This window comes from Melioribacteraceae bacterium, from assembly GCA_019638015.1.
Taxonomy (GTDB): domain Bacteria; phylum Bacteroidota; class Ignavibacteria; order Ignavibacteriales; family Melioribacteraceae; genus JAHBUP01.
In genome coordinates this window covers 2,522,191-2,547,219 of record JAHBUP010000001.1, presented here as the reverse complement: position 1 = coordinate 2,547,219, position 25,029 = coordinate 2,522,191, and the positions used below count along the sequence as shown (strand labels likewise).

The following is a 25,029-nucleotide window of genomic DNA, read 5'->3' as shown; positions in this document are numbered from 1 at the left end:
CTAAGCAGATAAAAGTACAGTTGAGTATATAAATTTCACAATATATTTAGTTACATACTCCAAGGTTCTGCTTTGATATCAAATGTATCAGACCATTGTGTGTGTAATCTTTCTATTTTATCAATTATTTCTTTGGGGAGTGGAGTAATATTTTTTACCGCTTCAGCAAAGTCAATTAAATTTTCAAAATTTGCTGTTGAGCCCACAGTTGCTCTCACTAATTTGAAACTATGCGCAAATCTGACACAAAATTCTGTCCAGCTTTTTATTCCCGATTCTTCAAAGATTGGTGCGATTTCTACCGCACGATTTTGTAGATATTCTTTCCATGCAAATCCCGGGATATCCCTCAATTTATGAACTGGTCCCCCCGAAACAGTCCTCATCGCAATTATAGGTTCTTCTTTTTCATTTAGTAAATTCCATAATTCATTTGAAGCAAAGCGCTGTAAAGGATTAAGGTAAAAAATATAACCATCTATTATTCCTACAGAAAAACCTGCTCGCAATGCTTTCAACGGAGGTGCACTAGTCCAAGGGAAAACTTCGACGACAAATCTTTCAACTAAGCCTTCATCTTTTAGTTTTTGAAATTCCTCAAAACATTTTCCACCGTTAGAATAATCGGCTGCTAAATTTCCCCCTAGGCATAATTGCCCAATATTAATCTTATCAACTCCCAATGGATTAATATTCTGATAAATCACATCTCTCAATTCTGAAATTTCATTCCACCCAATTTTCACAATTAATTTGGGAACCTGAGTTCTATCACTGTCAAACGACTTTCTCAAAACATCTAGAGCATTATTATAAGTATGGCTGGTATGAAACCAATCGAATGATTTCATTGCCTCGGAAGCTATTTCTACTCTTGTACTGAATGGAATATTATCATCCCCCAGACGGGTAGTGCCATATATAAATGGTGGGAGATCGATTAATATTTCTCTTTTTGATGAGGGATTTTTAACGCTCATAGGTTCCTTTAAAAGAATTTTGGTAAATATATAATAACTTATTTGAAATATGTAAATCTTTATCAGATTCTGAAATAATAAGAGCAGATTAATAATTCAAATTATTTTTGAAGAATTATTAATCGTTATCCCGATTAACGTAATCATAAATTTCCAGATAAAGGTTTCGATATAGGAGAACAATATAAATCGATTTATATTGTTGTATGATCACAAGATAATTTGATTATTTTTCCTGACAAAAATATTTAAATTAAAAATAGTATTTGTTAAACCATTGTAAATTATGAGAAAGAAGTAAAAACTCTCACCTATGTTTATTGAATTAATAATTCTATCTTAAATCCAATTAGATAAATGAAATTTTAATAGATTTTGTTTACTTACTATAGCTATCATTTTATTTGGGAAGTAAAAGTTATGATCAAAAATATTTGGAAAATTAGTTTTGTTGCACTTTTAGTCTTTAATGGCGTGATTTGTTTTGCACAGAAGATGCCGGAGTCATACTTCGAAACTTCTTTCGGGAAACTGGAATATGGATTATTTATTCCCTCAAACTATGATTCCTCAAAATCTTATCCACTAGTAATGTTCCTTCATGGGTGGAGTAGTAATTACACTGTCTATTTAAAATTTTATGACCAACTATTTCAATCTAAAAATCCTTGTTTTGTTTATACACCTAAAACTCCGGTAGATTGGGGCGACTGGAGTGGCTGGAAATGGGAGGGTACTGACTTCTCCAGTTTATCAGAACCAACACAGACTGCAATGCAGCTTCTTGACAGTTTGATTTTGAAATATTCTATTGATACAAATCGTTTATATATTTATGGCATATCGATGGGGGGTGAAGGCGTTTTTGATTTATTGCATAAACTTCCCAATAAATTTGCCGCGGGTATATCAATTTGTGGTGGAGGATTTGCTCACTGGGCAGAAAGAATCGCATCAACTCCTTTTTGGATGTTTCATGGCAGTAAAGATGAAATTAATCCACCGGATTTAACAGAACGTGTTTACAACAGGTTAATGGAATTAGGCGCTACAAAGATGCGTTATACAAATTATATTGGCTATGGACATTCGATTTGGGATAAGGCACAGTCAGAACCATCGTTTTATGATTGGATGTTTTCATTCGATAAAAGTATGAATGAATACAAACCATTTGATGGAGAAATGGTAATAACCGGAAGTATAACAGATAAAATTAAATTACAGTGGAATTACAAAAGAAATGAATCTTCTGCTCCAGAAAAAATTTGGTACTATAATATATTTAATTCAAAAGGATTGATAGCAACGGTAGAACATGGAATTAATTCTTATACTTTTAAACCTAATAATATTATTGACACCTTCAAACTACAAGCAGTTAATTATCATTTTCAGAAATCTAATTTTTCCAACAGTTTATATTATAACAATGGAATAATTACAACTACTTATAATGATGGGAATTCTCTTATTCTTAATGAATATAAACTCGAACAAAACCACCCAAACCCCTTTAATCCTGAAACAATTATTAATTACTCAATACCAAACGCTGAATTTGTTTCGCTAAGAGTTTATGATTTGTTAGGAAGAGAAGTAAAAACGTTGGTAAATGAAAAAAAACAAGCAGGTAATTATTCGGTTAATTTTAATGGTATCGGATTAATGAGCGGCGTTTATTATTACAATCTTAAATGTGACGGTAAAACTAGCACAAAAAAAATGATTCTTATAAAATGATGACTTGATTCAAAAAATAAAAAACCCCGAAAACAATTTATTTTCGGGGTTTTATGAGGCGCCGGTCGGATTCGAACCGACGAATAAAGGTTTTGCAGACCTTCCCCTTAAGCCACTTGGGTACAGCGCCATTTTAGTGAAGAACGTAGAGTGAAGAGTTTAGAGTATTATGAACATAGAAAAAAAATCCCGAAAAATCGGGACTTGTAGAGCGGGAAACGGGACTTGAACCCGCGACATCAACCTTGGCAAGGTTGCGCTCTACCAACTGAGCTATTCCCGCATAAAAATTTATAAGAACTACAAAAATTGTGGCGTAAATATAACATTCCAATATCATTAAAGGCAAATTCCATTAAAAATTTTTTAAACTCGAGCGCCATGCATAAATCCACGATATGGCCTCGAATGTTGAACTGTAATAAATGCGTGTTTATCTATGCTTTCAACAATATTCATTACATCATTCAAATGTTTACGTTTAATTATTATTAGCAAAATTTCAATATCCCCCGATTTGCCCTCGCCGGGAATTATGGTAACACCAAATTTACTATCCCGAAGCTGCTGAGCTATTAACTCGGTAAACTTTGTAGATATTATATTTACCTGAACATAACCAAGTGCAACTTTTTGTTCTAATGATATACCCAAAATATTTCCAATGGCAAATCCAATAGCATATCCGAACAGATTAATGGTATTATCCATGTGTGTCACAATATAACGCATTGCAAAAATCCAGATTAATACTTCAACAAATCCGGCAGCGGCAGCATGATATTTTTTCCCATGAACCACAAGTATTGTTCTGAAGGTCCCAACCGTAACATCAGCTATTCTCATCATCATAATTAATAGGGCGCCGCCAAATAGTTCTATCATTTTATTGCTCCAAAATCCAAATTAATAATCATTATCTTTTTATCTTTACACCTCAAATTTAAGAAGATATCTACGATGTATGAAAATGAAAGAGCACAATTAATCGAAATTCTGAAAAAAAGAGGAATTAGGAATCAATTAGTTCTTGATGCGTTTAATAAAGTTGAACGGCATAAATTTGTCCCCGAAATCATGATCCCAAATTCATATAAAGATGTAGCATTACCCATCGGGTATGGACAAACAATTTCTCAGCCATACACTGTTGCATTTATGACAGAAGCACTCGATCCCAAACCCAATCAAAAAATTTTGGAAATTGGTACGGGTTCCGGTTTTCAGGCGGCAATATTAGCCGGCATAGGCGTAAGGGTATTTACAATTGAAAGGAATCATGATCTATATAATAATGCCTTAAATCTATTTGATAAACTAAATTTAAGAATTGCCGCAAGATGCAGTGATGGTACATTAGGCTGGTCGGAGTTTGCCCCCTACGATGGAATTATAGTTACTGCGGGCGGGCCCTCTATTCCGGTTAATTTAAAAAAACAACTTGCCGTCGGCGGAAAGATGATAATCCCGGTTGGAAATAAAGAATCGCAAACCCTAAAAATTATTACAAAAGTTGCCGAAGATGATTTTTTAATTAAAGAAGTTCCCTATTTTGCTTTTGTGCCTTTAATAGGTAAAGAAGGATGGAAAGAAAAGTAATAGTTATTGTCGGGCCTACCTGTTCGGGTAAATCTAATGTCGCCATTGAACTTGCGGAGCATCTTAATACTGAAATAATTTCAGCCGATAGCCGACAGATATATAAATATTTGGATATTGGAACAGCGAAGCCATCTAAAAATGAAATGAACCGAGTTAAGCATCATTTTATTGATAAGCTGCTTCCAAATCAATTCTATAATGTTAATATGTTCGAGAAGGAGGCTCTCGAACTAATCGAAAAATTATTATCGAAAAATAAAATTCCAATTGTCGTTGGTGGATCCGGATTATACGTAAAAGCTCTAATTGATGGGGTTTTTGATTCAGTTGATAATGATGATGAATATAGAGAAGAGTTGAGGCTTAAAAGAGAGAAATTCGGTAATGAATATTTGTATGATGAATTAATAAAAGTTGATCCGGCCGCGGCTTCAACAATGCTTCCTTCAAACTGGAAACGGGTTATGAGAGCACTGGAAATTTTTAATATCACTGGAGAATCTATATTAACATTACATAAAGAGCATAAAAGGGAAACCGATATTAATTTTATCCAGTTCGGAATAGAATGGGGAAGAGAAATTCTTTATAAGAATATTGAACTAAGAGTGGACAAAATGATTGAAGCGGGTTTAGTGGATGAAATAAAAAAAGTTCTTGCATTGGGTTATTCTGAAGAATTAAATTCACTTAATACCGTGGGTTATAAAGAAATAATTTCCTTCTTAAAAAATGAAATACCGCTTGATAGAGCAACTGAATTAATAAAGCGTAATACACGCAGATATGCCAAAAGGCAATTTACATGGTTTAGGAAAGACAATCGTATAAAATGGTTTGAAGTTCAGGATGTTGAACAATTAGATTCACTTCACTTAACATTCGCAAAAATGATGTAAATTAGGAATGATTTATCTCTCAATAATTAAATACTTGTAAGGAATAAATTCCTTGAAAGAAAAAATTAGGATAGCATCGGGGCAAGGCTTTTGGGGCGATTTGATTGAAGCGCCATATAATCAAGTGATGGAAGGAGAAATTGATTATTTGGTTATGGATTATCTCGCTGAAGTAACAATGTCAATCCTTCAAAAACAAAAAAATAAAGACCCAAAACTTGGATACGCAAAGGATTTACCTCCACTTATTGGAAGAATCTTGCCAACTTGCACGCAAAAAGGAATTAAAGTAATTACTAATGGCGGGGGAGTGAATCCACTTTCATGCGCTGATGAGATTTTAAGAATAAGTAAAGAACTTGGATTTAATGATTTAAAAGTTGCGGTTGTAACCGGTGATAACATTATTAACAAGATTGATGAATTTATTGAATCCGGTAATTCATTAAGTAATATGGAAACTGGCGAACCAATTTCAATTGTGAAAAATAAATTACTAAGTGCAAATGTTTATTTAGGGGCGGCTCCAATTGTCGAAGCTTTAAAACTTGGCGCCGATATCGTTATTACCGGCAGAACTACAGATACCGGTTTAACATTAGCACCAATGATTTATGAATTTGATTGGGATATGAATGATTATAATTTAATGTCGGCTGGTACAATCGCCGGGCATATTCTTGAATGCGGTGCTCAAGCAAGCGGGGGTAACTTTTTAGCCGATTGGGAATCAGTTCCAAATTATGCGAATATTGGATTCCCGATTGCCGAAGCATTTCCGAATGGTGAATTCATAATCACAAAACATGGATCGCTTGGCGGAATAGTTTCTATTGAAACAGTTTCTGAACAGCTGGTTTATGAAATTGGAGATCCAAAAAATTACATTACACCCGATTGCATTGCGGATTTTACTTCAATTAATTTAGAAGAAGTTGGTAAAAATAAGGTTAGAGTATTTGGAATTACAGGTTTTCCCGCTACCGAGTTTTATAAAGTTTCGTGCAGTTATAATGATGGATATAGCGCTTCCGGGTCATTAACTTACTCGTGGCCAGATGCGTTAAAAAAATGTAAAGCCGCAGATAAAATATTGAGAGAAAGATTGCAGAACCTCAACCTCACATTTGATGAGATCAATACTGAATTTATTGGCTACAATTCTTGTCACGGTCCTCTTGCTTCAAAAATTAATGAAGCTGAAATAAATGAAATAATGTTGAGGATTTCTGTACGTTCCAAAGACTATAATTCTGTTGAGAGATTTGGAAAGGAAATAGCTCCATTAATTTTAACCGGTCCACCGAGTGTTACGGGATTTGCTGGAGGCAGACCAAAACCTAGTGAAGTTGTAGCTTATTGGCCAGCGCTAATTTCAAAAAAACTAATTAAATATGAAGTAAAATTAGTAAGTTAAAAAAATCTGCATGCTTTGCGAAAAACTCGGCGAACTCTGCGTTTAAAGAAAAAACCTAACCGCAGAAAACGCAAAGGACACGCAGAGAATTATGAATAATAAAAGTTTTACTGAGAAGAGATAAAATGAAAATAAAAATAATTGATATTGCACATGGTCGAAGTGGTGATAAAGGGGATGCGGCAAATATTGGTGTAATTGCTTACGATCAAAATGGGTATGAGATAATTTCAAAATATCTTACTGCTGAGAGAGTGAAAAAACATTTTGAGGGTATATGTCAAGGTAAAGTTGAGCGATTTGAACTGCCAAATATCCGCGCATTAAATTTCCTTCTTCACAATACACTCGGTGGTGGAGGGACTGTCTCTTTAAAACATGACGCACAAGGTAAAACGTTGGCGGCTGCATTATTAAGAATGGAAATTGAAACTGAATAAATAATACTATTAAAGGAGCTACAAATGTTCGATGAAGAATTAAAAACAGCAAAAGAATTAGGCGATAAAATCGGCAATCTACGAGGTTATCTTTAAATTAGATATAAAAGAAAGAGAAATAGAAGAGATAAATAATCAGTCCGAGTCAACAACATTCTGGAGTGATCAAAAAACCGCTCAAGGATTGCTGCAAAAAGCGAAATCATTGCAAATTTGGGTGAATGCATGGAATAAACTATCATCCCAGCAAAAGCAGATTATTGAATTTATTGAACTCGCCGAAATGGAAAATGATGACTCATTCCGTAAAGAGATTGAAAATGAGATAACAAAACTCAAGTCAGAGTATTCAAAGTTCGAATTGAAAAGTATGCTGAGCGGCAAAAATGATGAAAAGAATTGCATACTAACGATTCATTCCGGTGCCGGAGGTACAGAAGCGCAGGACTGGGCTGAGATGATTATGAGAATGTATTTACGGTGGTGTGAGCAAAATGGATTTAAAGCTAATCTGGTTGATTGGCTGGATGGTGACGGCGCCGGTATTAAAAGTGCGACTATAGAAATCGAAGGGGAATTTGCATTCGGATATCTGAAAGCCGAAAATGGAGTTCATCGACTTGTGCGTATTTCTCCTTTCGATGCTAATAAAAGAAGACATACATCATTTGCTTCGGTGTACGTTATCCCCGAAATAGATGACTCGATAGAAATTGATATAAATCCGGCGGATTTAAGAATTGATACATACAGATCTGGTGGAAAGGGGGGGCAGAACGTAAATAAGGTAGAAACTGCTGTACGTATTACCCATATTCCATCGGGAGTTGTTGCCGCGTGCCAAACTGAACGTTCTCAACTGCAGAATAGAAACAATGCAATGAAAATGCTCCGGTCACGGTTATATCAAATTGAAGTGGATAAACAGGAAGCCGCACAAAATGAAATTGAAAAAAATAAAATGAAAATTGAATGGGGGAGTCAAATTCGTTCGTATGTTTTTCATCCTTATAATCTTGTTAAAGATCACAGAACGAACTATGAAACTTCCGATACTCAGGGTGTAATGAATGGTGAATTAAATAATTTTATTAAAGAATACCTGTTGAAATTTTCTGAAAATTAGGGAGTTAAAATATGTCATCAATGAAAATGTATAGAAAAGATGAAGTAATTGCCGCAGAAGGCGATAAGGCTAAATGTTTTTATGTTTTGGTTGATGGCAAAATTGGAGTATTTAAAAACAAACATAAAATTGTTGAGTACTCAAAACCGGGAGTAATTGTGGGTGAGTTGAGCCGTATCCTTAATCGTCCTCGTAATGCCGATATTATTGCTCTCGAAGATTCTAACCTATTGTCGATTGAGGGAGAAATTGAAGAGATAATTAGAGTTTATCCCGATATCTCAAAGAAATTAATTAAAACTCTTGCCGAAAGATTAGCCGATTCAACAAAATAATTATTTGAGGAATTATGAAATTCTACACAGAGCATCTCTGGTTTAATACTTCAAAGAAGAGGGAATACATAAATATTACTGGGGAAGTTGAAAACGCATTATTAAAAAGCGGTATTAAGGAGGGGATGATTTTAGTATCCGCAATGCATATAACAGCCGGTGTTTATGTTAACGATGCTGAGCATGGATTAATTCAGGATATTGATGAATGGCTGGAAAAGCTTGCTCCTTTCAAAGAAGACTACCGGCATCATCGCACAGGAGAGGATAATGGCGATGCTCACCTTAAAAGTTTATTGATTCATCACGAGGTTATTGTCCCAGTCACAAATGGTAAGCTTGATTTTGGTCCATGGCAGCAAGTTTATTATGCCGAGTTTGATGGACAGAGGCGAAAAAGACTATTAATTAAAGTAATGGGTGAATGATTCATTATTGAACATTTTGTTTTAAAAAACGAGAATGGATAGTTGAGAGTTGGCTAAAGATAAAGATGATTTTTTTGATAGAGTATTCAAAGTTGTTGCGAAAATTCCAAATGGTAAAGTAACCACTTATGGCGCAATTGCAGAAGCGTGCGGAATAAAATCATCTGCACGAACTGTCGGCTGGGCTTTAAATAGCGCAAAGAATAGTTCATTACCGTGTCATAGGGTTGTAAATAGATATGGCGCTTTGACAGGTAAAGTTCATTTTGGTGATCTAAATTTGATGCAGGACTTATTGGTAAGTGAGGGAATTGAATTTGATAAAAAAGGCTGCGTAAAAATGAAAAAACATTTTTGGCAGCCCTCTATAAAAATAAATAATTAATTATTTAATAACGTACTACCTTAACCGATGAAACTCCACCATCCACTGAAATATATATTTTGTTTTCTGCTGTATCGAAATTTTCCGTTTCAGAATAACCTGAATCTCTTTTAATAAATCCTATTAAATATTTGGATACAATTGCAGTTTCTCCTTTGAAAGAACAGCCGGAGGATTTGGGAATCCTAATTGTAATTGATGATGCACCCATCTCAATTTTTACATCGGTAGAAGGATATTTATCACCCAATGTAATGGTGGTGTTTGTAGCTCCTGTATGAAGTTCAAGATCTCTGATCTTAAAATTAGATAAATCAAATTTTGATCTAGCCGCACCTAAATTCAATTCTATATCCCAAACCGGATTTTCATTCAAATTTAACATCAAATTATTTCTCAATTTCCTGCCAAACCATTTCCCTTGCTCTTCAAGAGAAAAATATACATCGGCAATACTATCGAATTTTTCAACTTTAAAATCGTAGTTAGCTAAACTTCCTTTTCCATAACCTTCAATCAATTTATCGGTACTGTTATTAATCACAAAAGAGCCAACTCCAGAGTTTATAGTTAATGTCGCTTTTTTGATACTTGGATCCCAATCTTCCAAATAATTTTCATTTAATGCTAAATCCTTATCGAAATCAAAGTCGCTGTTAATATTCCAAAATGTATTATAAGGAATTCCAAACACCATTAACCCTATGAAAATACCGAGAATAGAACTCAATATTGGTTTGCCCCAAGTGTCCTTAACAATTACCGCAACGCCCCAAAAAACAAAAATTAAGGGCCACATATCCCATACAAAATCAAAATTGATTTCGAGAGAAGTGTACTTCGTCACCAAAAATAGAGTGCCGAGTGTTAATAAAAAGAATCCCCAAAATAATCTTCCACTTTTCATATCAATCTCACTTTTTCAACGAATTAATTAATAATGAAGCACCAATTATAATTAATACTATCGGAAAAATATCAGAAAAATCGAAGATGAAGAAATACCGTTCTACCATAAACAGCAATCCTATAGCAATCAGCACAATCCCAAATATGAGTCGACCCGAACTACTTCTCTTCTCAACTTGGTATAAATCATTCAAATTATTGGTTGAATTATTAGGTTGATCCGGATTGTTCGGGGGATCAGGATTAAATGGGTAAGCTAATTCGAACGGTTCTTCCGGTACTACAATCCACAGAATGATATATAACAATAAACCAATTCCATGAGTAATTGCCAAAACCACAAAAATAACTCGCACTAATATTGGATCGATATTAAAATAACTCGCCAATCCGCCGCACACGCCCCCAAATACTTTTACTCTTCTCGAACGCATCAATTTCTTTTCCATATCCTTACCCTTTAGTTGTTCTGGTCTTAAGACGATCAATGTTAGGAAAGGTTCTCACTATTTTGATCCCTCCTCGGTTTCAAACTTATTGGCCACCATAATTTGAAATGAAGCATCTTCTTGCTAATTTTCATTAAAAGAAAAAATTCATTAATGAAAATAGCTGTCTGCCAATTTAATCCAATCATCGGCGATATTAAGGGTAACTCCGAGAAAATACTTGCTTTATACGATAGGGCAATTAAAGAAAAAGCTGATATTGCCGTACTACCTGAACTTTCTATTTGTGGTTATCCTCCACTAGATCTGGTAGAAAAAAGTGAATTCAGAAATGCTGTTCATAATGCCACAGGCGAGTTAGCCTCTAAAACAGGAGAGACCGCTCTTCTTTTTGGAACAATTACTGAAGATTTTGAAGATGAAATTGGAACAGGTGTCTATAATTCTGCCGCCCTATGTTATGATGGAAAAATTCAATTTATTCAGTGTAAAACCCTTCTGCCAAACTACGATGTTTTCGATGAAGTAAGATACTTTGAATCGGCAAAAGATGTTTGCATCCATGAGTTTAAGGGGGAAAAGTTAGGTATCTCTATTTGTGAAGATATTTGGAATGATGCCGATTATTGGAAGCACCGCAGATATACAAAAGATCCAATTAAAAAATTGATAAAGCAAAAAGCCTCATTATTAATAAATATTTCCGCTAGCCCTTATGCGTTTGGTAAAAGAATTCAGCGGTATGAAATGCTTTCAACTCTAACCAGAACCGAAGGAATACCCCTTGCTTATGTATGCTGTGTTGGTGCTCAAACCGAATTAATTTTTGATGGCGCGAGTATGTGCCTTGATAATAATGGCAAATTAGTTAAACTTGGCAACTGTTTTGACGAAGACTTTTTTATTTTTGATACAAATAAGAAATATGAACCGATTGGAAATATTGAAGATGAATTTGAACCTGAAGTTCTAAAAGCCTTAATTACCGGACTTAAAGATTATGGAGTGAAAACTGGTTTTAACAAAGCTTTGGTTGGTTTAAGTGGTGGAATCGATTCGGCGATTGTAACATATATTGCGGTTGAAGCTTTTGGTAAAGAAAATGTTCACGTTGTAATGATGCCCTCAAAATATTCAAGCGAGGGGAGTGTAATCGATTCAGAGAACCTAATTAAGAATCTGGGCATCTCATCGAATAAAATTTCAATTCAACCTATGGTTGATACAGCATTAGAAATGCTCACTCCGGCATTCTTAAATAAAAAAGAAGATGTGACAGAGGAGAATCTGCAGTCCCGCGTGCGCGGATTATATTTGATGGCACTGGCAAATAAACATGGATATCTTCTCTGTACAACTGGCAATAAATCTGAAATTGCAACCGGCTACGCAACATTATATGGCGATATGTGTGGTGCATTAGCTGTAATTGGTGATGTTTATAAAACCCAGGTTTATCGTATTGCCGAGTATATAAATAAAAATAATGAAATAATTCCACGAGAGATAATTGATAAAGCTCCTTCTGCGGAATTGCGCCACGATCAAAAAGATCAGGATACTTTACCTCCTTATGAGTTATTGGATGAAATATTGAGGATGTATCTTGAAGAGCAAAAAGAATCTTATGAAATTTCTTCCGCAGTTGGCGATGAGGATACAGTAAATAAAGTATTAAAAATGATTGACAAAAATGAATTTAAAAGAAGGCAAGCCGCTCCGGTTCTTAGAGTCTCAACCAAAGCTTTTGGTTATGGGAGGAGATTCCCCATAGTTCAGAACTGGAGAAAATAGATTCGAATATGATCAAAGAATAATTCTGATAATTTTGCAATTGCGCAAATCATAAAGAATACAGCTAACTTAATTTTATAAAGAAAATTAAATCAATAAAATAAATACAAGTTTTAAGAGGAACAGATGAAAAAACGGCTTATTATTATTTACCTATTGATGGTTAATATAATATTGTTTGGGCAGTTTGGTGGAAATGCAAATAAAGTTTCAGTTCAATTAATTCCCGTGCAAGATATTGCAGTTCAAGGATCGCAATTTAATGTAATAATAAAAGCAAATATTGAAGATACTTGGCATATAAACTCACATACACCAAATGATGATTTTTTAATTGCTAGTACTATAGTTTCAGATGATCCTCGCTTTCCTTTTGCCAAGGTAATATTTCCAACTCCAAAGGATTTAGATTTTGAATTTTCCGATAATCCAGTCTCGGTATTCGAAGGAACAATCAGAATCGGTATTTCAATAAATATAGATGAAAATATGCCGGTTGGTAATTATAAAATTCCGATTACACTTCGCTACCAGGCTTGCAACGATCAAACTTGTTTACCGCCGACTAATATTACCGATACTCTTAATTTAAATATCAATGAAAAATCGGCATCAGCAAAAAGTATTAATGAGGAAGAAGCCGAAGGAATCGATTTCTCCTCTATTTCAGTTGATAAAACTGAAGATGGTGTCGCTTCAATGCTTGAATCAAGCGGGTTGCTTCTTGGATTAATCTTCGTATTTCTTGGTGGATTGGCTTTAAATCTTACTCCCTGCGTTTACCCTTTAATACCAATTACAATTGGTTATTTTGGAGGACAGAGCGAGGGGAGAACAAGCCGTTTATTTGTTTTGGGGATTCTTTATGTACTTGGAATGGCGTTAACCTATTCTATAATTGGTGTTATTACCGCATTAAGCGGAGCAATTTTTGGAGCGCTTCTTCAAAATCCATTTGTAATCGTCGGTATTGCCTTACTATTTATAATTTTAGCCTTAAGCCAATTTGGAGTTTACGAATTCAAATTACCTGATTCGTGGGTGATGAAGGCCGGTGGTGCTAAAAGTGGAATCTTTGGCGCATTCTTTATGGGTCTTACAATGGGCGTGGTTGCGGCCCCATGTATTGGTCCTTTTGTATTAGGACTTGTAACATACGTTGCCGCAAAAGGGGATCCACTATTCGGTTTTCTTATGTTCTTCACAATGGCTTTAGGGCTTGGGTTACCATATTTAATATTGGCGCTGTTCTCAGGGAAAATTAAAAATCTCCCGAGAGCCGGATTGTGGATGGAAGGGGTAAAACATATCTTCGGATTTTTGCTAATAGGAATGGCTATATATTTTATTGCTCCAATTATGCCAAAAGTATTCGCGGAATACTCTCTTCCAGTATTCGGGATTATTGCCGCCTTAATTCTTTTATTTTATGATAAAAAAGGAAATAATATTACCAGCTTTAAAATTTTCAAGATAATCTTTTCGGTGATTGTGATTATTATTTCAATTTGGTCTATCATTCCTCAAGAAAAAGTTTCTCCCGATTGGAAGGAATTTAGTTACGAGAAATATCAATCATCAATTAATGCTAATGAAAGAATGATAATTGACTTTTATGCAGATTGGTGCATTCCTTGTAAAGAACTTGACGCATTGACATTTTCTGATTTATCGGTCGTTGAAGAATCCAAAAGATTCACAGCATATAAAGTTGATATGACACAGACATTATCTGACGAAACTGAGGAATTGAGGAATAAATTCAACATTATTGGGATGCCTACAGTTTTAATAATTGATTCTGAGGGGAATGAAATTCACAGATTAACGGGTTTTGTGAATGCGGAGGAATTTTTAAAGTTATTAAAAGAAATAAAATAGGATAAGATTTCTTTTAATTTACTAATCTATTTCATTATTTTTTCAAACAATAAAGAATGTTATTAGTGAGAGAGTAAAATGGCAAAATCAATTCAAACTATCGAAGATGTAACCGTAAGATTTGCAGGGGATTCCGGTGACGGAATGCAATTAACCGGATCGCAATTCACAGATACAGCAGCAGCTTTAGGTAATGATTTAAGCACGCTTCCCGATTTCCCGGCTGAAATTAGAGCCCCCGCCGGTTCAATTTCTGGTGTGAGCGGATTTCAACTTCATTTCGGAAGCAGTGATATACAAACTCCCGGCGATTCTCCCGATGTTCTTGTAGCTATGAATCCAGCGGCGTTAAAAGTAAATGTAGGCGATCTCAAACAGAACGCGACCATAATTGTTAACTCTAATAGTTTTGATACAAAAAACTTAAAATTAGCCGATTATAAAACTAATCCGCTGGAAGATGGTTCTCTTGCCGCATTTAATGTAATTACAGTTCCGCTTACTCAATTAACAATGAGTGCTACAGAAGAATTAAATCTTTCCTTAAAAGAGAGAGAAAAGTGCAAAAACTTTTTTGCGCTTGGTTTAATGTATTGGATCTATAACAGACCGTTTGAGGGGACACTCGATTGGTTAACAAAAAAATTCGCCAAGAAACCGGATATCCTTGAAGCTAACCAGCGCGCATTAAAAGCAGGGTATTATTATGGTGAAACTACCGAAACATTCACCACAAGATTTGATGTAAAACCCGCAAAACTTCCTAAAGGAATATATCGAAACATTGCAGGTAACGAAGCGGTTGCTCTCGGATTTGTAACCGCAGCTCTTAAAAGCGGATTAAAATTATTTTTGGGCTCTTACCCAATTACACCTGCCTCAGAAATTTTGCAAGAATTAAGTAAGTACAAAGAATTTGGTGTAATTACATTTCAGGCTGAAGATGAGATTGCGGGTATTGCTTCTGCAATAGGAGCCTCCTTCGCGGGTAATCTTGGAATTACGACTACTTCAGGTCCAGGATTCTCACTCAAAATTGAAGCGATGGGTTTAGCAGTAATTACAGAACTTCCACTTGTGATAGTTAATGTTCAACGTGGTGGTCCGAGTACCGGTCTCCCAACCAAAACGGAACAAGCCGATTTACTGCAAGCATTATATGGTCGTCATGGTGAAGCTCCTCTAGTTGTTATTGCTGCACAAAGCCCGGTAGATTGTTTCTTCTCTGCTATCGAAGCATCAAAAATAGCATTAGAGCATATGACTCCGGTTGTATTGTTAACTGATGGATATCTTGCATTTGGTTCTGAACCGTTGAATATTCCAAAGTTTGAAGATATAATTCCAATTAATGTTAAACAGAGAACAGATGCTGAGGGATTTTACCCATACCAACGTGATGAAAATTTCGTGCGTCCATGGGCAGTACCTGGAACCCCCGGTCTTGAACATAGAATTGGCGGTCTGGAAAAGAAAGATGTTTATGGTAGTATTAGTTATGAACCAATGAATCATGAAATAATGATTAAAAACCGTGCAAAAAAGATTGAGAACATCGCAAACTTTATACCTGACGCAGAAGTGGACGGAGACAGCTCCGGCGAATTATTAGTAGTTAGCTGGGGAAGTACATATGGATCAATTAAAGAAGGAATAAGGAATTTGCGTGCTGATGGGAAAAAGATTTCACATCTTCACCTTCGCCATTTAAATCCATTCCCGAAAAATTTGGGTGCAATACTTAATAATTTTGAAAAAATTGTGGTGCCGGAACTTAACTGCGGACAATTGTCAACAGTACTCAAAAGTACATTTCTGAAGGATGTAATTTCCTATAATAAAGTTCAGGGAAGACCATTTAAGGTGGCCGAGATTGAGAATAAATTATTAGAGGTGTTAGGAGGCAATAATGGAAAATAATATAAATAGCACTACTGTTGAAAAAAAATATACCGCAAAAGATTTCTCATCAGGCATCGATGTTAAATGGTGCCCGGGTTGCGGCGATTATTCAATCCTTGCTCAAGTTCAGAGAACCGCGCCCGATTTTGGGGAGAATCTTGAGAACATTGTTTGGGTTTCAGGTATTGGATGCTCAAGCCGTTTCCCATATTATATGAGTACTTATGGCTTTCACAGCATTCATGGTAGAGCCGCGGCAGTTGCTACCGGTGTTAAATTAGCTAACCCGAAATTACAAGTCTGGGTTGCCACCGGTGATGGTGATATGCTTAGTATTGGTGGTAATCACTTCATTCATGCTTGCAGAAGAAATATTGATCTTAAAGTTCTCATGTTTAACAATAGAATTTACGGTTTAACTAAGGGACAATTTTCTCCAACTTCTGAAAAAGGAAAAGTTACAAAATCGTCCCCCTACGGAACTGTAGATTTTCCCTTTAATTCATTGAGACTTGCGGCAGGCTCCGGTGCAACATTTATTGCAAGATCGTTGGATCGCGATACCAAACATCTTCAAGAGATGATTAGCAGAGCATCAAAACATAAAGGATTTGCGTTTATTGAGATTTATCAGAACTGCCCAATTTTTAATGATGGCGCGTATTTCCCGCTTACCGAAAAAGAAACTAAGCAGGACAATGTCATTTTCCTTGAGCATGATAAACCAATGGTTTTTGGCGCCAATAGAGATAAAGGGATAAAGCTTGATGGATTAAATGCCGTAATTGTTGATCTGAATGATGGTAAGCATTCTATAAATGATTTGTTGGTTCATGATGAATTTGATCCGAATCCAACTAGAGAATTTATTTTAGCCAGATTCTCCGATATGCCCGATTTTCCAGTCCCGATTGGAGTATTCCGTCAATTTACTAAACCTACTTTTAACCAGGAATATGAAAATCAAATTAAGAATGTGATCGCCAAAAAGAAACCTGGTACTTATGAATCTTTGATGTTTACCGAAAACACCTGGGAAGTTAGTTAATTCTAAAAATAAAAATCTAGTAATGAAAGGCGAGGGTTCTTCGCCTTTCGTTCATTTAAACCAAAAATATTTTATGTACTCAAAAAATTTTACTCTGCTCAAAGATTTATTAGTTAGTCACAATTCTTTCTTAATTACCTCACACATTAATCCTGATGCCGATGCATTGGGTTCAGAGATAGCTTTATATTTTATTCTGAAAAAATTAGGTAAGCAGGCATTTGTAGTTAATCATAGTGAAACCCCTTATAATCTTCAATTTCTCGACGAAGAAAATATTATTCAAAGATATGATGAACAAGAAGCCGATAAATATTTTAATTCGGAAGTTTTAATAGTATTGGATTTGAATCATCCAAACCGTACGAAAAGTATGGAAAAAAGGATAAATGATTTTAAGGGAATAAAAATTTGTATAGATCATCATCAAAATCCCGCTGAATTTTTCAACTATATTTTTGGTGGAACAGAGTATAGTTCTACCGGGGAAATTATTTATGAATTAATTGAAAAAACTTCTCTCGTTGAAGTGGATCAAAAAATTGCGTTTCAGATTTATGCCGCAATTATGACCGATACCGGATCATTCCGATTTGAAAGAACTAGTTCACGAATTCATAACATAATTGCTGAATTATTAGACAAGGGGGTAAATCCCACTCAAGTTTATGATCAGATATTTAATCGATTCAAATTTGGGCGTATTAAACTATTGGGGAAAGCTTTAACCTCAGTCACAATTGATGAGACCGGAAAAATTGCTTGGATGGTGATTAATCAAAATGATTTAATAGAGACACAAACCGAAGAAGCTGATGTTGAAGGATTCGTAAATTTTTGTTTGACGATTGATGGCGTGCAGATCGCGATTCTACTTTATGAATTAAATGATGGGGTAAAAATAAGCTTTCGCTCAAAAGGGAGTATCCCGGTAAATAAATTGGCAGAAAGTTTTAACGGCGGAGGGCATTTCAATGCTTCGGGCGCTCGTTTGTTCGATGTTGAGATTCATAAGCTAATTGAAAAAGTAATTAAAGAAGCAAAAAAATATTTAATAAGTTAAGAGGCTATAATGTTTTTTAAGATAAAGTTGCTCCCCAAAAATGATCACTTAAAAATTAAAGATGGATCGGCAATTGTAAAATTCTTATTTGATGATGAGAATTTGGAGAAAAACTTCGATTCATTTTTCTCCCTCTTTAACGAAAATTTGACAAAGAAACAAAAGTCTATCTTCCTCAAAAAAGATGAAACTGAATTATTAAAGTATTCGAGTAGTAATCACGAATATCTATACTTCGTCAAAAAAATAAAATTTGGTGAAGAATTCTCGATCGACTTTTTCCGAAATTATTTTGCCGGATTGACCCAATCATTAAATAATAAAGATATTGAAGATGTCCACATTATTGTACCCGCATTCAATAAATTTGAAAAATATTTCAGAGATGAAGAATATTTTATTCAAAGTATGGGGGAGGGGATTCTTTTAGGCAATTACAATTTTGATGAATATAAAAGTGATAAAAAGAAAACTAATTTGTTAAATGTTCACTTTCATTACAATAATCAAAAAGTATTAAAAGTAGGAATTAATAGAGCAGAGAAAATTGTTGATGCAGTTTTCTTCAGCAGAGATTTAACAAATGAGCCAGCGGTGACATTAACCCCAGATGAATTTGCTAAACGCGCAAAAGGAGAGTTAACGAAGCATGGAGTAAAAGTTACAATATGGGATAAAAAGGAACTCCAAAAAAGAAAGATGAAGGCTATTCTATCAGTCGGTTCAGCCAGCAATAATGAGCCGAAGATGATTATCCTTAATTATAAATCAAAAAGAAAAGTCGTAAAAAAAATAGCTCTGGTAGGGAAAGGAGTATGTTATGATTCGGGAGGTTTATCAATTAAACCTACAGCCGGAATGCTGGAAATGAAAGCTGATATGGCGGGAGGAGCACTTGTTGTTGGCGTGGTTAAAGCGGCGGCTTTGCTTAATTTACCAATTGAAATTGTTGGAGTAATTCCCGCGGTAGAAAATATGATTAGTGGCAATAGTTACAAACCGGGTGATGTAATTGGATCTGCTTCCGGTAAAACGATTGAAGTTAAAGATACTGACGCAGAAGGTAGAATTATACTTGCAGATGCTCTCCATTACGCATCACAACAGAAACCTGATGAGATAATTGATTTTGCTACATTAACCGGAGCAATTGCTGTAGCGCTTGGATTATTTACAGCCGGACTTTTTTCAAAGAATGATCAGATCGCTGAAAAATTAATTTCATCTTCAAAAATTACACACGAAAAAATATGGCGCATGCCATTCGATGATGAATTTAAAACACAGCTTAAAAGTGATATTGCTGATGTGAGTAATTTAGGTGCAAGGTGGGGCGGTGCTATTACTGCCGGGAAGTTCCTTGAATACTTTGTCGATCCAAAAATACCTTGGGCTCATCTTGATATTGCGGGCCCCGCATTGAAACATGAATTCACAAATTATACTAAAAATTGGGATACCGGTTTTGGCGTAAGACTGATTGTTAATTATTTAATGCAATAATAATTATATGATTGAGATCAGTCCCAACTTTTAATAATTAAAAGTGAACCCGGGTACATTTCAACTCAACTTTTTTGTGTGATATCCTTTATCATCAAATGGCTGAATTTTTTCAATCCATAATTCTAATAATGTTTCCAGATCTTTGGTGTAATCATAACCCAAATCTTCGACCGGTTTGAGGTGATCTAAAATCTCAAACGCGAATGATTCTTCTCCAAAATTATTATAGTCAGACTGCAGAAGAGAGTTCATGAACGTTCCTTGCTTCAACTGGAACCTGTAACTATTAAATTTTGCCTTGAGGTTTTTACTGCTTCCAAGAAAGACTTTACCGTTCACCAAATTTCGAATTTGGTAAATCCCCATCGGTTGGATTGTCTCTTTGTATTGTCTTTTAATTTCTTTTTTGTCAATCATAATATTAAACCTTATCTATTATCCAATATTTATTCCCATCTCTTCTCATATACTTTTCTTCGATTAGTAGACGACGTATTAAACAATGATCATCATAAATTGTATGAATTATCTCATCAACTTCTTTCTCAACATATTGTTTATTCTTTTTGAAAAGTTTTAAGAATTCCTCGAGAATAATTAATTTTTTTTTATGCTGTACCGGTAACTTTGTTAATCTGCCTTTCTTCATAAAAACTTTTATCACTTTATCACGATATTTCTTTACTCTCTCTTCCTCACTAAATAATTCAATATTCTCGAACGAAGTTAATTCCCGCAATGATTTATTAAACAGTCCCTCATTTAGAGAGTAAATAACATAGTACTGCTCCTTTTGTTTATTAATCAGTCCTGCTTTTTCGAGTTTTTTTAGGTGGAAGGAGACAGTTGAAACGGCCAAATTCATTCTGTTTGCTAATTCCTCTACATATTGAGGTTTTATCATTAAAGAATTTAAGACTCGAAGCCGGGAAGTATCGGCTAATGATTTTATTATTTCTATACTTTTTTCAATTTCCATTTCACGCTGCATATAATTCGATAAATATCGAAACAAAAATATAAAAAGTGAAAATGTTTGTCAATGTGATTCTATGATTATCGAAATAAAAATGGTAGGAAATTATATCACTTGGCTAACTGGGAAAGATGAATCGGTTAGTTCCGGGTAGAGATTAACCCGTCTTTCATTTCATAAACTATGTCTCCAATCTCAATTAGACTTGGATTGTGGCTGACCATTAAAAATGTAATTCCTAGTTTATCCCGCAAATCCAAGAATAAATTATGAATTGCCTCTCCATTAATAGAATCGAGATTGCCGGTAGGTTCATCTGCAAAAATTATTTTAGGACTCATTGCTAAAGCTCTAGCAATGGCAACCCGCTGCTGTTCACCACCCGAAAGCTCGGAAGGTTTATGTGTCAACCTTTCCCCCAATCCTACTAAATGCAATAATTCAACTGCTCTTGTTTTAGCCTGGTTGAAATCCATACCCGAAATAAAAAGTGGCATCGCGCTATTTTCTACAGCGTTAAATTCTGGAAGTAGATGATGGAATTGAAATACAAACCCAATTGTTGAATTTCTGAATTTAGACAATTTATCATCATTTAATTTTGTTATTTCATTATTAAATATGGTTACAGAACCGCTGTCTGGTTTATCCAACCCGCTGAGTATATGAAGCAATGTACTTTTACCGGCACCGGAAGCACCAACTATTACACTTAATTTACCTTCTTCAATTTCGAGGGTTATATTTTTTAATACTTCCAAACGCTGATCATCAATTCGCTTAAAGGATTTGTAAATATTATTTGCCTGTAAGATTATTTTTTTTTCATTACTCATATTTTATCGACTCCAGAATTTGTGTTTTGGCAGCGCGTTTAGCTGGATAAATAGCCGCAGTGAAGGATAAAACTAAACTGACTGATGCTATAGCAATAATATCTACAAATCTAAGTTCAACAGGCAGCGCGGATATAATATATTTTGATGGATCTAGGGGATAAAAATTATAGTAAATCTGAAGTAAGCATACCCCGATTCCGATAATTAATCCAAAAGTAGTCCCAAGTACTCCTGTTAATATACCTTCTAAGGTAAAAATTTTCACAATTGATTTATTATTCATTCCTAAAGTTTTCAAGATACCAATATCTCTCTTTTTCTCCATCACGGTCATTGTAAGCGATGCGAAAATATTAAATGCGGCAACGGCAATAATTAAACTCAATAGCAGATAGGCAATCCATCTTTCGAGAAGCATAATATCATACAAATCTTTATGTAAATCGTACCATGAGAGTACAGAAACTTCTTGATTAAAAAGCTGATTACTTATTTGCGTTTTAACTTGCTCAGCTTGGTCAAAATTACTTAATCTAACCTCATAACCATCAAGATTATTTCCAAATAATTTTTTACCTGAATTTAATGAGGTAAAAATGTAGGATAAATCATAGTCTCTATTATTAGATTCAAATATCCCGGTAATAATAAAGCGAACTGATCGGGGGATAGACATTCTTGTAATTGCAGATTCAATGTGCTTGGCTGAAGTAATTGTGAGCGTATCTCCGATTCTTACAGAAAGTCTAAGCGCAAGAGGTAATCCTAATACTATCTTATTATTTATTGAATCGCTGTAGATATCAAAACTGCCACTTATAATTTTGGTTGCAACCCCCCAATCATTAATTCCTTTACCAGCGCCAATTCCCTTAAGGTTTGCAATCTCATAATTCCTTTTACCAATCAGAATTGTCTTGCCCTCAACAAATGGATAAAATGTATCTATTGATTTGTTGGCTGCTAATTTATTTTCAATAAATTTAATATTGCTTTCTGTTCGCTGTTCTTGAAGTCCAATTCTTAAATGTGGATCGAAGCTTACTAGTATTGATGTTACCACCGATCCAAATCCATTAAAAACTGCAAGCACAATTACTAATGCGGCAACTCCAATCGTTATTCCAAGTGTTGATAAAAGAGAGATTACCGTAATAAAATTTAATTTGTGCCTTACCCGTAAATATCTTTTTGCAATAAAAAATTCTAACATATCAATCAAATTTTATAGCGGTTAAATGGTTTATTTTAGATGCGGCAAAACTGGGCAACAGAGAAGCCAAAAAAGAAATAATGAGAGTTACTACCGTAACAATTAAATAGTTTTCCAAATTTATTGCTATTGGTACTTTAGTTACAAAATAAACTGATCCTGGAAGTGAGATAATTCCATAATTAATTTGTAATAAACTAAATAACAGTGCAACTATTGACCCGATAGCTATCCCGATCACAGAAAGATAAAGTCCATGAAACAGAAAAATTTTCACAATAAGTTTTTTATTGGCACCTAAAGAACGCAATATTCCAATTGCTCCGGTTCTCTCAAGCACAATCATTAACAATGTACTTATTACATTAAAAACGGCGACAAAAATTATCAATCCGAGAATAATTGGAATTGGCTTTTTCTGAAGTTCGAGCCACGTAAAAATATTTTGATGGATCTGAAAAATTGTACGTACATAGTATGGATATCCAAACATGTCCTGAATATTTTGGGCAATTTTATCAATGTTTGCCAATGATTTTAATTTGATATTATAACCTGAAACTTCATTTTCCATCCCAAATATATTCTGGGCAGTTTTAATATCAATGTAGGCATTTAAATCATCATACTCGGCCATACCACTCTCAAAAATGCCTCCAACTATAAATTGATCTATTGACGGGGGATTTTCGGGTGAGGGGATTTGATCACCATGCAGAGTAAAAATAGTAACTCTTTCACCTTTAGCTAATATTAATTTTTCGGCTAATTTTTTGCCAACAAAAATGTAATTACCTGGTTGGGTAAAATTTTCGCTTTCGACTAGAAATGGCAAAATTTCATTTCTAAATTGATCGTTAGTTATACCTTGAAGTGTAATACCTTCACTATTCTTTTTCGATTTTATGATTGAAAGCTTTGCGCAGTATGGGTTCAATCTGGTAATAGTATTTGAAAAAACTTTATTCAACAGCTCAATATCTTTCTCAGGAGAATCGATATTTCGATTACTAAAAGCACTGATTTTAATGTGAGTATTAAAGTCTACTATTTTTTGGGTTACTACCTTTTCGTATCCGTCAAGTATTGATAGTGCGACAAGGACAACAACAACGCCTACAATTATTCCAATAATGGTAATTAAAGACACAGCCGAAATGAAGCGGGAATCTTTTTTCGATTTTAAGTAACGATTTAGTATAAAAAAGGGAAGAATCATATGATTGAGTTAAATTTATGCAAAGATATATATAATTGAACAGTTCCGCTTTAGAAAATCTGTTTTTCGAAATACTTATATAATTAACCTACTTTAATTGACATTTCAAGTTCAAAAACATATTTTTGAAATCCTATTTTATAATTTAGTGATTACGGGGAGTAGCTCAGCCCGGTTAGAGCGCTTGGTTTGGGACCAAGAAGTCGCAGGTTCGAATCCTGTTTCCCCGACTTGCAAATCGTTTTTTATGTAATGTTTGAGCATGCGCCCATAGCTCAATCGGATAGAGCATCAGCCTTCTAAGCTGAGGGTTAGTGGTTCGAGTCCACTTGGGCGTACCATTCAGTACTTCTTTTTACTCGTTTTGAATTGAAATTTTGTTAAACCTGCCAAAATATTGGTAGTTCTTTATTTGGATGACTGATATTTCTTCAAATCCAGATGAAAAAGAGATCTAAATGGTGATCATAGCTCAGTTTGGTTAGAGCATCTGGTTGTGGCCCAGAAGGTCATGGGTTCAAGTCCCATTGGTCACCCTGCTTTTTATTTATTGTTCTTTTCGCATTGAATTTTAATATAATGGCCCCATCGTCTAATGGTCAGGACACCGCCCTTTCACGGCGGTAATATGGGTTCGAATCCCGTTGGGGTCACTATAACTTAAAAAATTGCATTATGGCCCCATCGTCTAATGGTTAGGACACCGCCCTTTCACGGCGGTAATATGGGTTCGAATCCCGTTGGGGTCACAATTCTCTTCTAATTCCAATTCAATTAATATCATACAATATTTGCATACTTTTATTTGGATTTCACTTCTTATTCCACTTAATTGGTTTGGAAATCAAATATTGGTATTTAATTAAAATTGTCTG

24 protein-coding genes and 7 tRNA genes are annotated in these 25,029 nt (G+C 34.8%); 20 read left to right on the top strand and 11 right to left on the bottom strand.

Translation table 11 applies throughout. The features are described from left to right. Positions 1 to 50: 50 nt before the first annotated feature. A complete protein-coding gene (locus tag KF816_10905; GenBank protein ID MBX3008518.1) occupies positions 51 to 980 on the bottom strand; it encodes a hypothetical protein in 930 nt (309 codons plus the stop codon). Between the two features lie 420 nt (positions 981 to 1,400). Between KF816_10905 and KF816_10900 the strand changes: the two genes are divergently transcribed. Continuing rightward, the gene (locus tag KF816_10900) at positions 1,401 to 2,723 is read left to right on the top strand and encodes a T9SS type A sorting domain-containing protein (protein ID MBX3008517.1); all 1,323 of its coding nucleotides are present in this window, start codon (positions 1,401 to 1,403) and stop codon (positions 2,721 to 2,723) included. A 56-nt stretch (positions 2,724 to 2,779) separates the two neighbouring features. Here KF816_10900 and KF816_10895 read toward each other — a convergent pair. The 3 genes from KF816_10895 to KF816_10885 all read right to left on the bottom strand — a co-directional run bounded on the left by KF816_10895 (position 2,780) and on the right by KF816_10885 (position 3,608). After that, a tRNA-Cys gene (locus KF816_10895) sits at positions 2,780 to 2,853 on the bottom strand. 80 nt (positions 2,854 to 2,933) lie between these two features. Next, a tRNA-Gly gene (locus KF816_10890) sits at positions 2,934 to 3,006 on the bottom strand. Between the two features lie 83 nt (positions 3,007 to 3,089). Next, positions 3,090 to 3,608 (bottom strand): DUF2179 domain-containing protein, encoded by a 519-nt coding sequence (locus KF816_10885; protein MBX3008516.1) that lies wholly within the window; start codon positions 3,606 to 3,608, stop codon positions 3,090 to 3,092. Positions 3,609 to 3,683: 75 nt separating this feature from the next. Between KF816_10885 and KF816_10880 the strand changes: the two genes are divergently transcribed. From KF816_10880 to KF816_10845, 8 genes are all read left to right on the top strand, one after another. After that, positions 3,684 to 4,322 carry a protein-L-isoaspartate(D-aspartate) O-methyltransferase gene (locus KF816_10880; GenBank protein MBX3008515.1) on the top strand — a complete coding sequence of 213 codons (639 nt, stop codon included), beginning with the start codon at positions 3,684 to 3,686 and terminating at the stop codon, positions 4,320 to 4,322. Then, a complete protein-coding gene (gene miaA / locus KF816_10875; protein MBX3008514.1) occupies positions 4,307 to 5,224 on the top strand; it encodes a tRNA (adenosine(37)-N6)-dimethylallyltransferase MiaA in 918 nt (305 codons plus the stop codon). The genes KF816_10880 and miaA overlap by 16 nt, the downstream gene beginning before the upstream one ends. Before the next feature lie 52 nt (positions 5,225 to 5,276). Beyond that, positions 5,277 to 6,641, top strand: coding sequence for a DUF1446 domain-containing protein (locus tag KF816_10870; protein MBX3008513.1), 1,365 nt, complete (start codon positions 5,277 to 5,279; stop codon positions 6,639 to 6,641). 125 nt (positions 6,642 to 6,766) lie between these two features. Beyond that, positions 6,767 to 7,081, top strand: coding sequence for a hypothetical protein (locus KF816_10865; GenBank protein ID MBX3008512.1), 315 nt, complete (start codon positions 6,767 to 6,769; stop codon positions 7,079 to 7,081). A 64-nt stretch (positions 7,082 to 7,145) separates the two neighbouring features. Next, positions 7,146 to 8,207, top strand: coding sequence for a peptide chain release factor 2 (gene prfB, locus KF816_10860; GenBank protein MBX3008511.1), 1,062 nt, complete (start codon positions 7,146 to 7,148; stop codon positions 8,205 to 8,207). Positions 8,208 to 8,218: 11 nt separating this feature from the next. Further along, on the top strand, positions 8,219 to 8,542 hold the full coding sequence (locus tag KF816_10855) for a cyclic nucleotide-binding domain-containing protein (protein ID MBX3008510.1): 324 nt from the start codon (positions 8,219 to 8,221) through the stop codon (positions 8,540 to 8,542). A gap of 14 nt (positions 8,543 to 8,556) precedes the next feature. Next, positions 8,557 to 8,970 (top strand): secondary thiamine-phosphate synthase enzyme YjbQ, encoded by a 414-nt coding sequence (locus KF816_10850; protein MBX3008509.1) that lies wholly within the window; start codon positions 8,557 to 8,559, stop codon positions 8,968 to 8,970. A gap of 49 nt (positions 8,971 to 9,019) precedes the next feature. Continuing rightward, positions 9,020 to 9,355: a methylated-DNA--[protein]-cysteine S-methyltransferase gene (locus tag KF816_10845; GenBank protein MBX3008508.1), complete on the top strand. Its 336-nt coding sequence runs from the start codon at positions 9,020 to 9,022 to the stop codon at positions 9,353 to 9,355. 4 nt (positions 9,356 to 9,359) lie between these two features. Here KF816_10845 and KF816_10840 read toward each other — a convergent pair whose 3' ends face one another. After that, a complete protein-coding gene (locus KF816_10840) occupies positions 9,360 to 10,262 on the bottom strand; it encodes a hypothetical protein (GenBank protein MBX3008507.1) in 903 nt (300 codons plus the stop codon). Between the two features lie 7 nt (positions 10,263 to 10,269). After that, positions 10,270 to 10,713 carry a PspC domain-containing protein gene (locus KF816_10835; GenBank protein ID MBX3008506.1) on the bottom strand — a complete coding sequence of 148 codons (444 nt, stop codon included), beginning with the start codon at positions 10,711 to 10,713 and terminating at the stop codon, positions 10,270 to 10,272. A gap of 153 nt (positions 10,714 to 10,866) precedes the next feature. On the opposite strand from KF816_10835, the gene KF816_10830 reads away from it, so the two are divergent. From KF816_10830 to KF816_10805, 6 genes are all read left to right on the top strand, one after another. Continuing rightward, positions 10,867 to 12,507 carry an NAD+ synthase gene (locus KF816_10830; GenBank protein ID MBX3008505.1) on the top strand — a complete coding sequence of 547 codons (1,641 nt, stop codon included), beginning with the start codon at positions 10,867 to 10,869 and terminating at the stop codon, positions 12,505 to 12,507. Between the two features lie 126 nt (positions 12,508 to 12,633). Then, positions 12,634 to 14,388, top strand: coding sequence for a protein-disulfide reductase DsbD (dsbD, locus tag KF816_10825; protein MBX3008504.1), 1,755 nt, complete (start codon positions 12,634 to 12,636; stop codon positions 14,386 to 14,388). Positions 14,389 to 14,466: 78 nt separating this feature from the next. Then, a complete protein-coding gene (locus KF816_10820) occupies positions 14,467 to 16,308 on the top strand; it encodes a 2-oxoacid:acceptor oxidoreductase subunit alpha (protein ID MBX3008503.1) in 1,842 nt (613 codons plus the stop codon). Beyond that, positions 16,298 to 17,338 carry a 2-oxoacid:ferredoxin oxidoreductase subunit beta gene (locus tag KF816_10815; protein ID MBX3008502.1) on the top strand — a complete coding sequence of 347 codons (1,041 nt, stop codon included), beginning with the start codon at positions 16,298 to 16,300 and terminating at the stop codon, positions 17,336 to 17,338. The genes KF816_10820 and KF816_10815 overlap by 11 nt, the downstream gene beginning before the upstream one ends. A gap of 73 nt (positions 17,339 to 17,411) precedes the next feature. After that, complete coding sequence (locus tag KF816_10810) at positions 17,412 to 18,401, top strand: bifunctional oligoribonuclease/PAP phosphatase NrnA (GenBank protein MBX3008501.1); 990 nt, start codon at positions 17,412 to 17,414, stop codon at positions 18,399 to 18,401. A gap of 9 nt (positions 18,402 to 18,410) precedes the next feature. Beyond that, positions 18,411 to 19,904 carry a leucyl aminopeptidase gene (locus tag KF816_10805; GenBank protein MBX3008500.1) on the top strand — a complete coding sequence of 498 codons (1,494 nt, stop codon included), beginning with the start codon at positions 18,411 to 18,413 and terminating at the stop codon, positions 19,902 to 19,904. A 60-nt stretch (positions 19,905 to 19,964) separates the two neighbouring features. Here the strand turns inward: KF816_10805 and KF816_10800 are convergent, their stop codons facing one another. The 5 genes from KF816_10800 to KF816_10780 all read right to left on the bottom strand — a co-directional run bounded on the left by KF816_10800 (position 19,965) and on the right by KF816_10780 (position 24,154). Further along, positions 19,965 to 20,324, bottom strand: coding sequence for a GIY-YIG nuclease family protein (locus KF816_10800; GenBank protein MBX3008499.1), 360 nt, complete (start codon positions 20,322 to 20,324; stop codon positions 19,965 to 19,967). 4 nt (positions 20,325 to 20,328) lie between these two features. Next, positions 20,329 to 20,886: a metalloregulator ArsR/SmtB family transcription factor gene (locus tag KF816_10795; GenBank protein MBX3008498.1), complete on the bottom strand. Its 558-nt coding sequence runs from the start codon at positions 20,884 to 20,886 to the stop codon at positions 20,329 to 20,331. Positions 20,887 to 21,023: 137 nt separating this feature from the next. Continuing rightward, positions 21,024 to 21,719: an ABC transporter ATP-binding protein gene (locus KF816_10790; protein ID MBX3008497.1), complete on the bottom strand. Its 696-nt coding sequence runs from the start codon at positions 21,717 to 21,719 to the stop codon at positions 21,024 to 21,026. Then, positions 21,712 to 22,935, bottom strand: coding sequence for an ABC transporter permease (locus KF816_10785; GenBank protein MBX3008496.1), 1,224 nt, complete (start codon positions 22,933 to 22,935; stop codon positions 21,712 to 21,714). The genes KF816_10790 and KF816_10785 overlap by 8 nt, the downstream gene beginning before the upstream one ends. A gap of 1 nt (position 22,936) precedes the next feature. After that, on the bottom strand, positions 22,937 to 24,154 hold the full coding sequence (locus tag KF816_10780) for an ABC transporter permease (GenBank protein MBX3008495.1): 1,218 nt from the start codon (positions 24,152 to 24,154) through the stop codon (positions 22,937 to 22,939). A gap of 155 nt (positions 24,155 to 24,309) precedes the next feature. On the opposite strand from KF816_10780, the gene KF816_10775 reads away from it, so the two are divergent. From KF816_10775 to KF816_10755, 5 genes are all read left to right on the top strand, one after another. Further along, a tRNA-Pro gene (locus KF816_10775) sits at positions 24,310 to 24,384 on the top strand. A 34-nt stretch (positions 24,385 to 24,418) separates the two neighbouring features. Further along, positions 24,419 to 24,495 (top strand) — tRNA-Arg (locus tag KF816_10770). Between the two features lie 120 nt (positions 24,496 to 24,615). Then, positions 24,616 to 24,690, top strand: a tRNA-His gene (locus KF816_10765). A gap of 45 nt (positions 24,691 to 24,735) precedes the next feature. Continuing rightward, positions 24,736 to 24,807 (top strand) — tRNA-Glu (locus KF816_10760). A 24-nt stretch (positions 24,808 to 24,831) separates the two neighbouring features. Continuing rightward, positions 24,832 to 24,903: transfer RNA gene (locus tag KF816_10755), tRNA-Glu, on the top strand. Positions 24,904 to 25,029: the final 126 nt, after the last annotated feature.

Excerpts from the sequence above, each read along its gene's own strand:
- KF816_10905 (MBX3008518.1), bottom strand. The coding sequence starts at position 980 with ATGAGCGTTAAAAATCCCTCATCAAAAAGAGAAATATTAATCGATCTC.
- KF816_10900 (MBX3008517.1), top strand. The coding sequence starts at position 1,401 with ATGATCAAAAATATTTGGAAAATTAGTTTTGTTGCACTTTTAGTCTTT.
- KF816_10885 (MBX3008516.1), bottom strand. The coding sequence starts at position 3,608 with ATGATAGAACTATTTGGCGGCGCCCTATTAATTATGATGATGAGAATA.
- KF816_10880 (MBX3008515.1), top strand. The coding sequence starts at position 3,684 with ATGTATGAAAATGAAAGAGCACAATTAATCGAAATTCTGAAAAAAAGA.
- miaA (MBX3008514.1), top strand. The coding sequence starts at position 4,307 with ATGGAAAGAAAAGTAATAGTTATTGTCGGGCCTACCTGTTCGGGTAAA.
- KF816_10865 (MBX3008512.1), top strand. The coding sequence starts at position 6,767 with ATGAAAATAAAAATAATTGATATTGCACATGGTCGAAGTGGTGATAAA.
- KF816_10855 (MBX3008510.1), top strand. The coding sequence starts at position 8,219 with ATGTCATCAATGAAAATGTATAGAAAAGATGAAGTAATTGCCGCAGAA.
- KF816_10850 (MBX3008509.1), top strand. The coding sequence starts at position 8,557 with ATGAAATTCTACACAGAGCATCTCTGGTTTAATACTTCAAAGAAGAGG.
- KF816_10840 (MBX3008507.1), bottom strand. The coding sequence starts at position 10,262 with ATGAAAAGTGGAAGATTATTTTGGGGATTCTTTTTATTAACACTCGGC.
- KF816_10835 (MBX3008506.1), bottom strand. The coding sequence starts at position 10,713 with ATGGAAAAGAAATTGATGCGTTCGAGAAGAGTAAAAGTATTTGGGGGC.
- KF816_10830 (MBX3008505.1), top strand. The coding sequence starts at position 10,867 with ATGAAAATAGCTGTCTGCCAATTTAATCCAATCATCGGCGATATTAAG.
- dsbD (MBX3008504.1), top strand. The coding sequence starts at position 12,634 with ATGAAAAAACGGCTTATTATTATTTACCTATTGATGGTTAATATAATA.
- KF816_10820 (MBX3008503.1), top strand. The coding sequence starts at position 14,467 with ATGGCAAAATCAATTCAAACTATCGAAGATGTAACCGTAAGATTTGCA.
- KF816_10815 (MBX3008502.1), top strand. The coding sequence starts at position 16,298 with ATGGAAAATAATATAAATAGCACTACTGTTGAAAAAAAATATACCGCA.
- KF816_10810 (MBX3008501.1), top strand. The coding sequence starts at position 17,412 with ATGTACTCAAAAAATTTTACTCTGCTCAAAGATTTATTAGTTAGTCAC.
- KF816_10805 (MBX3008500.1), top strand. The coding sequence starts at position 18,411 with ATGTTTTTTAAGATAAAGTTGCTCCCCAAAAATGATCACTTAAAAATT.
- KF816_10800 (MBX3008499.1), bottom strand. The coding sequence starts at position 20,324 with ATGATTGACAAAAAAGAAATTAAAAGACAATACAAAGAGACAATCCAA.
- KF816_10795 (MBX3008498.1), bottom strand. The coding sequence starts at position 20,886 with ATGGAAATTGAAAAAAGTATAGAAATAATAAAATCATTAGCCGATACT.
- KF816_10790 (MBX3008497.1), bottom strand. The coding sequence starts at position 21,719 with ATGAGTAATGAAAAAAAAATAATCTTACAGGCAAATAATATTTACAAA.
- KF816_10785 (MBX3008496.1), bottom strand. The coding sequence starts at position 22,935 with ATGTTAGAATTTTTTATTGCAAAAAGATATTTACGGGTAAGGCACAAA.
- KF816_10780 (MBX3008495.1), bottom strand. The coding sequence starts at position 24,154 with ATGATTCTTCCCTTTTTTATACTAAATCGTTACTTAAAATCGAAAAAA.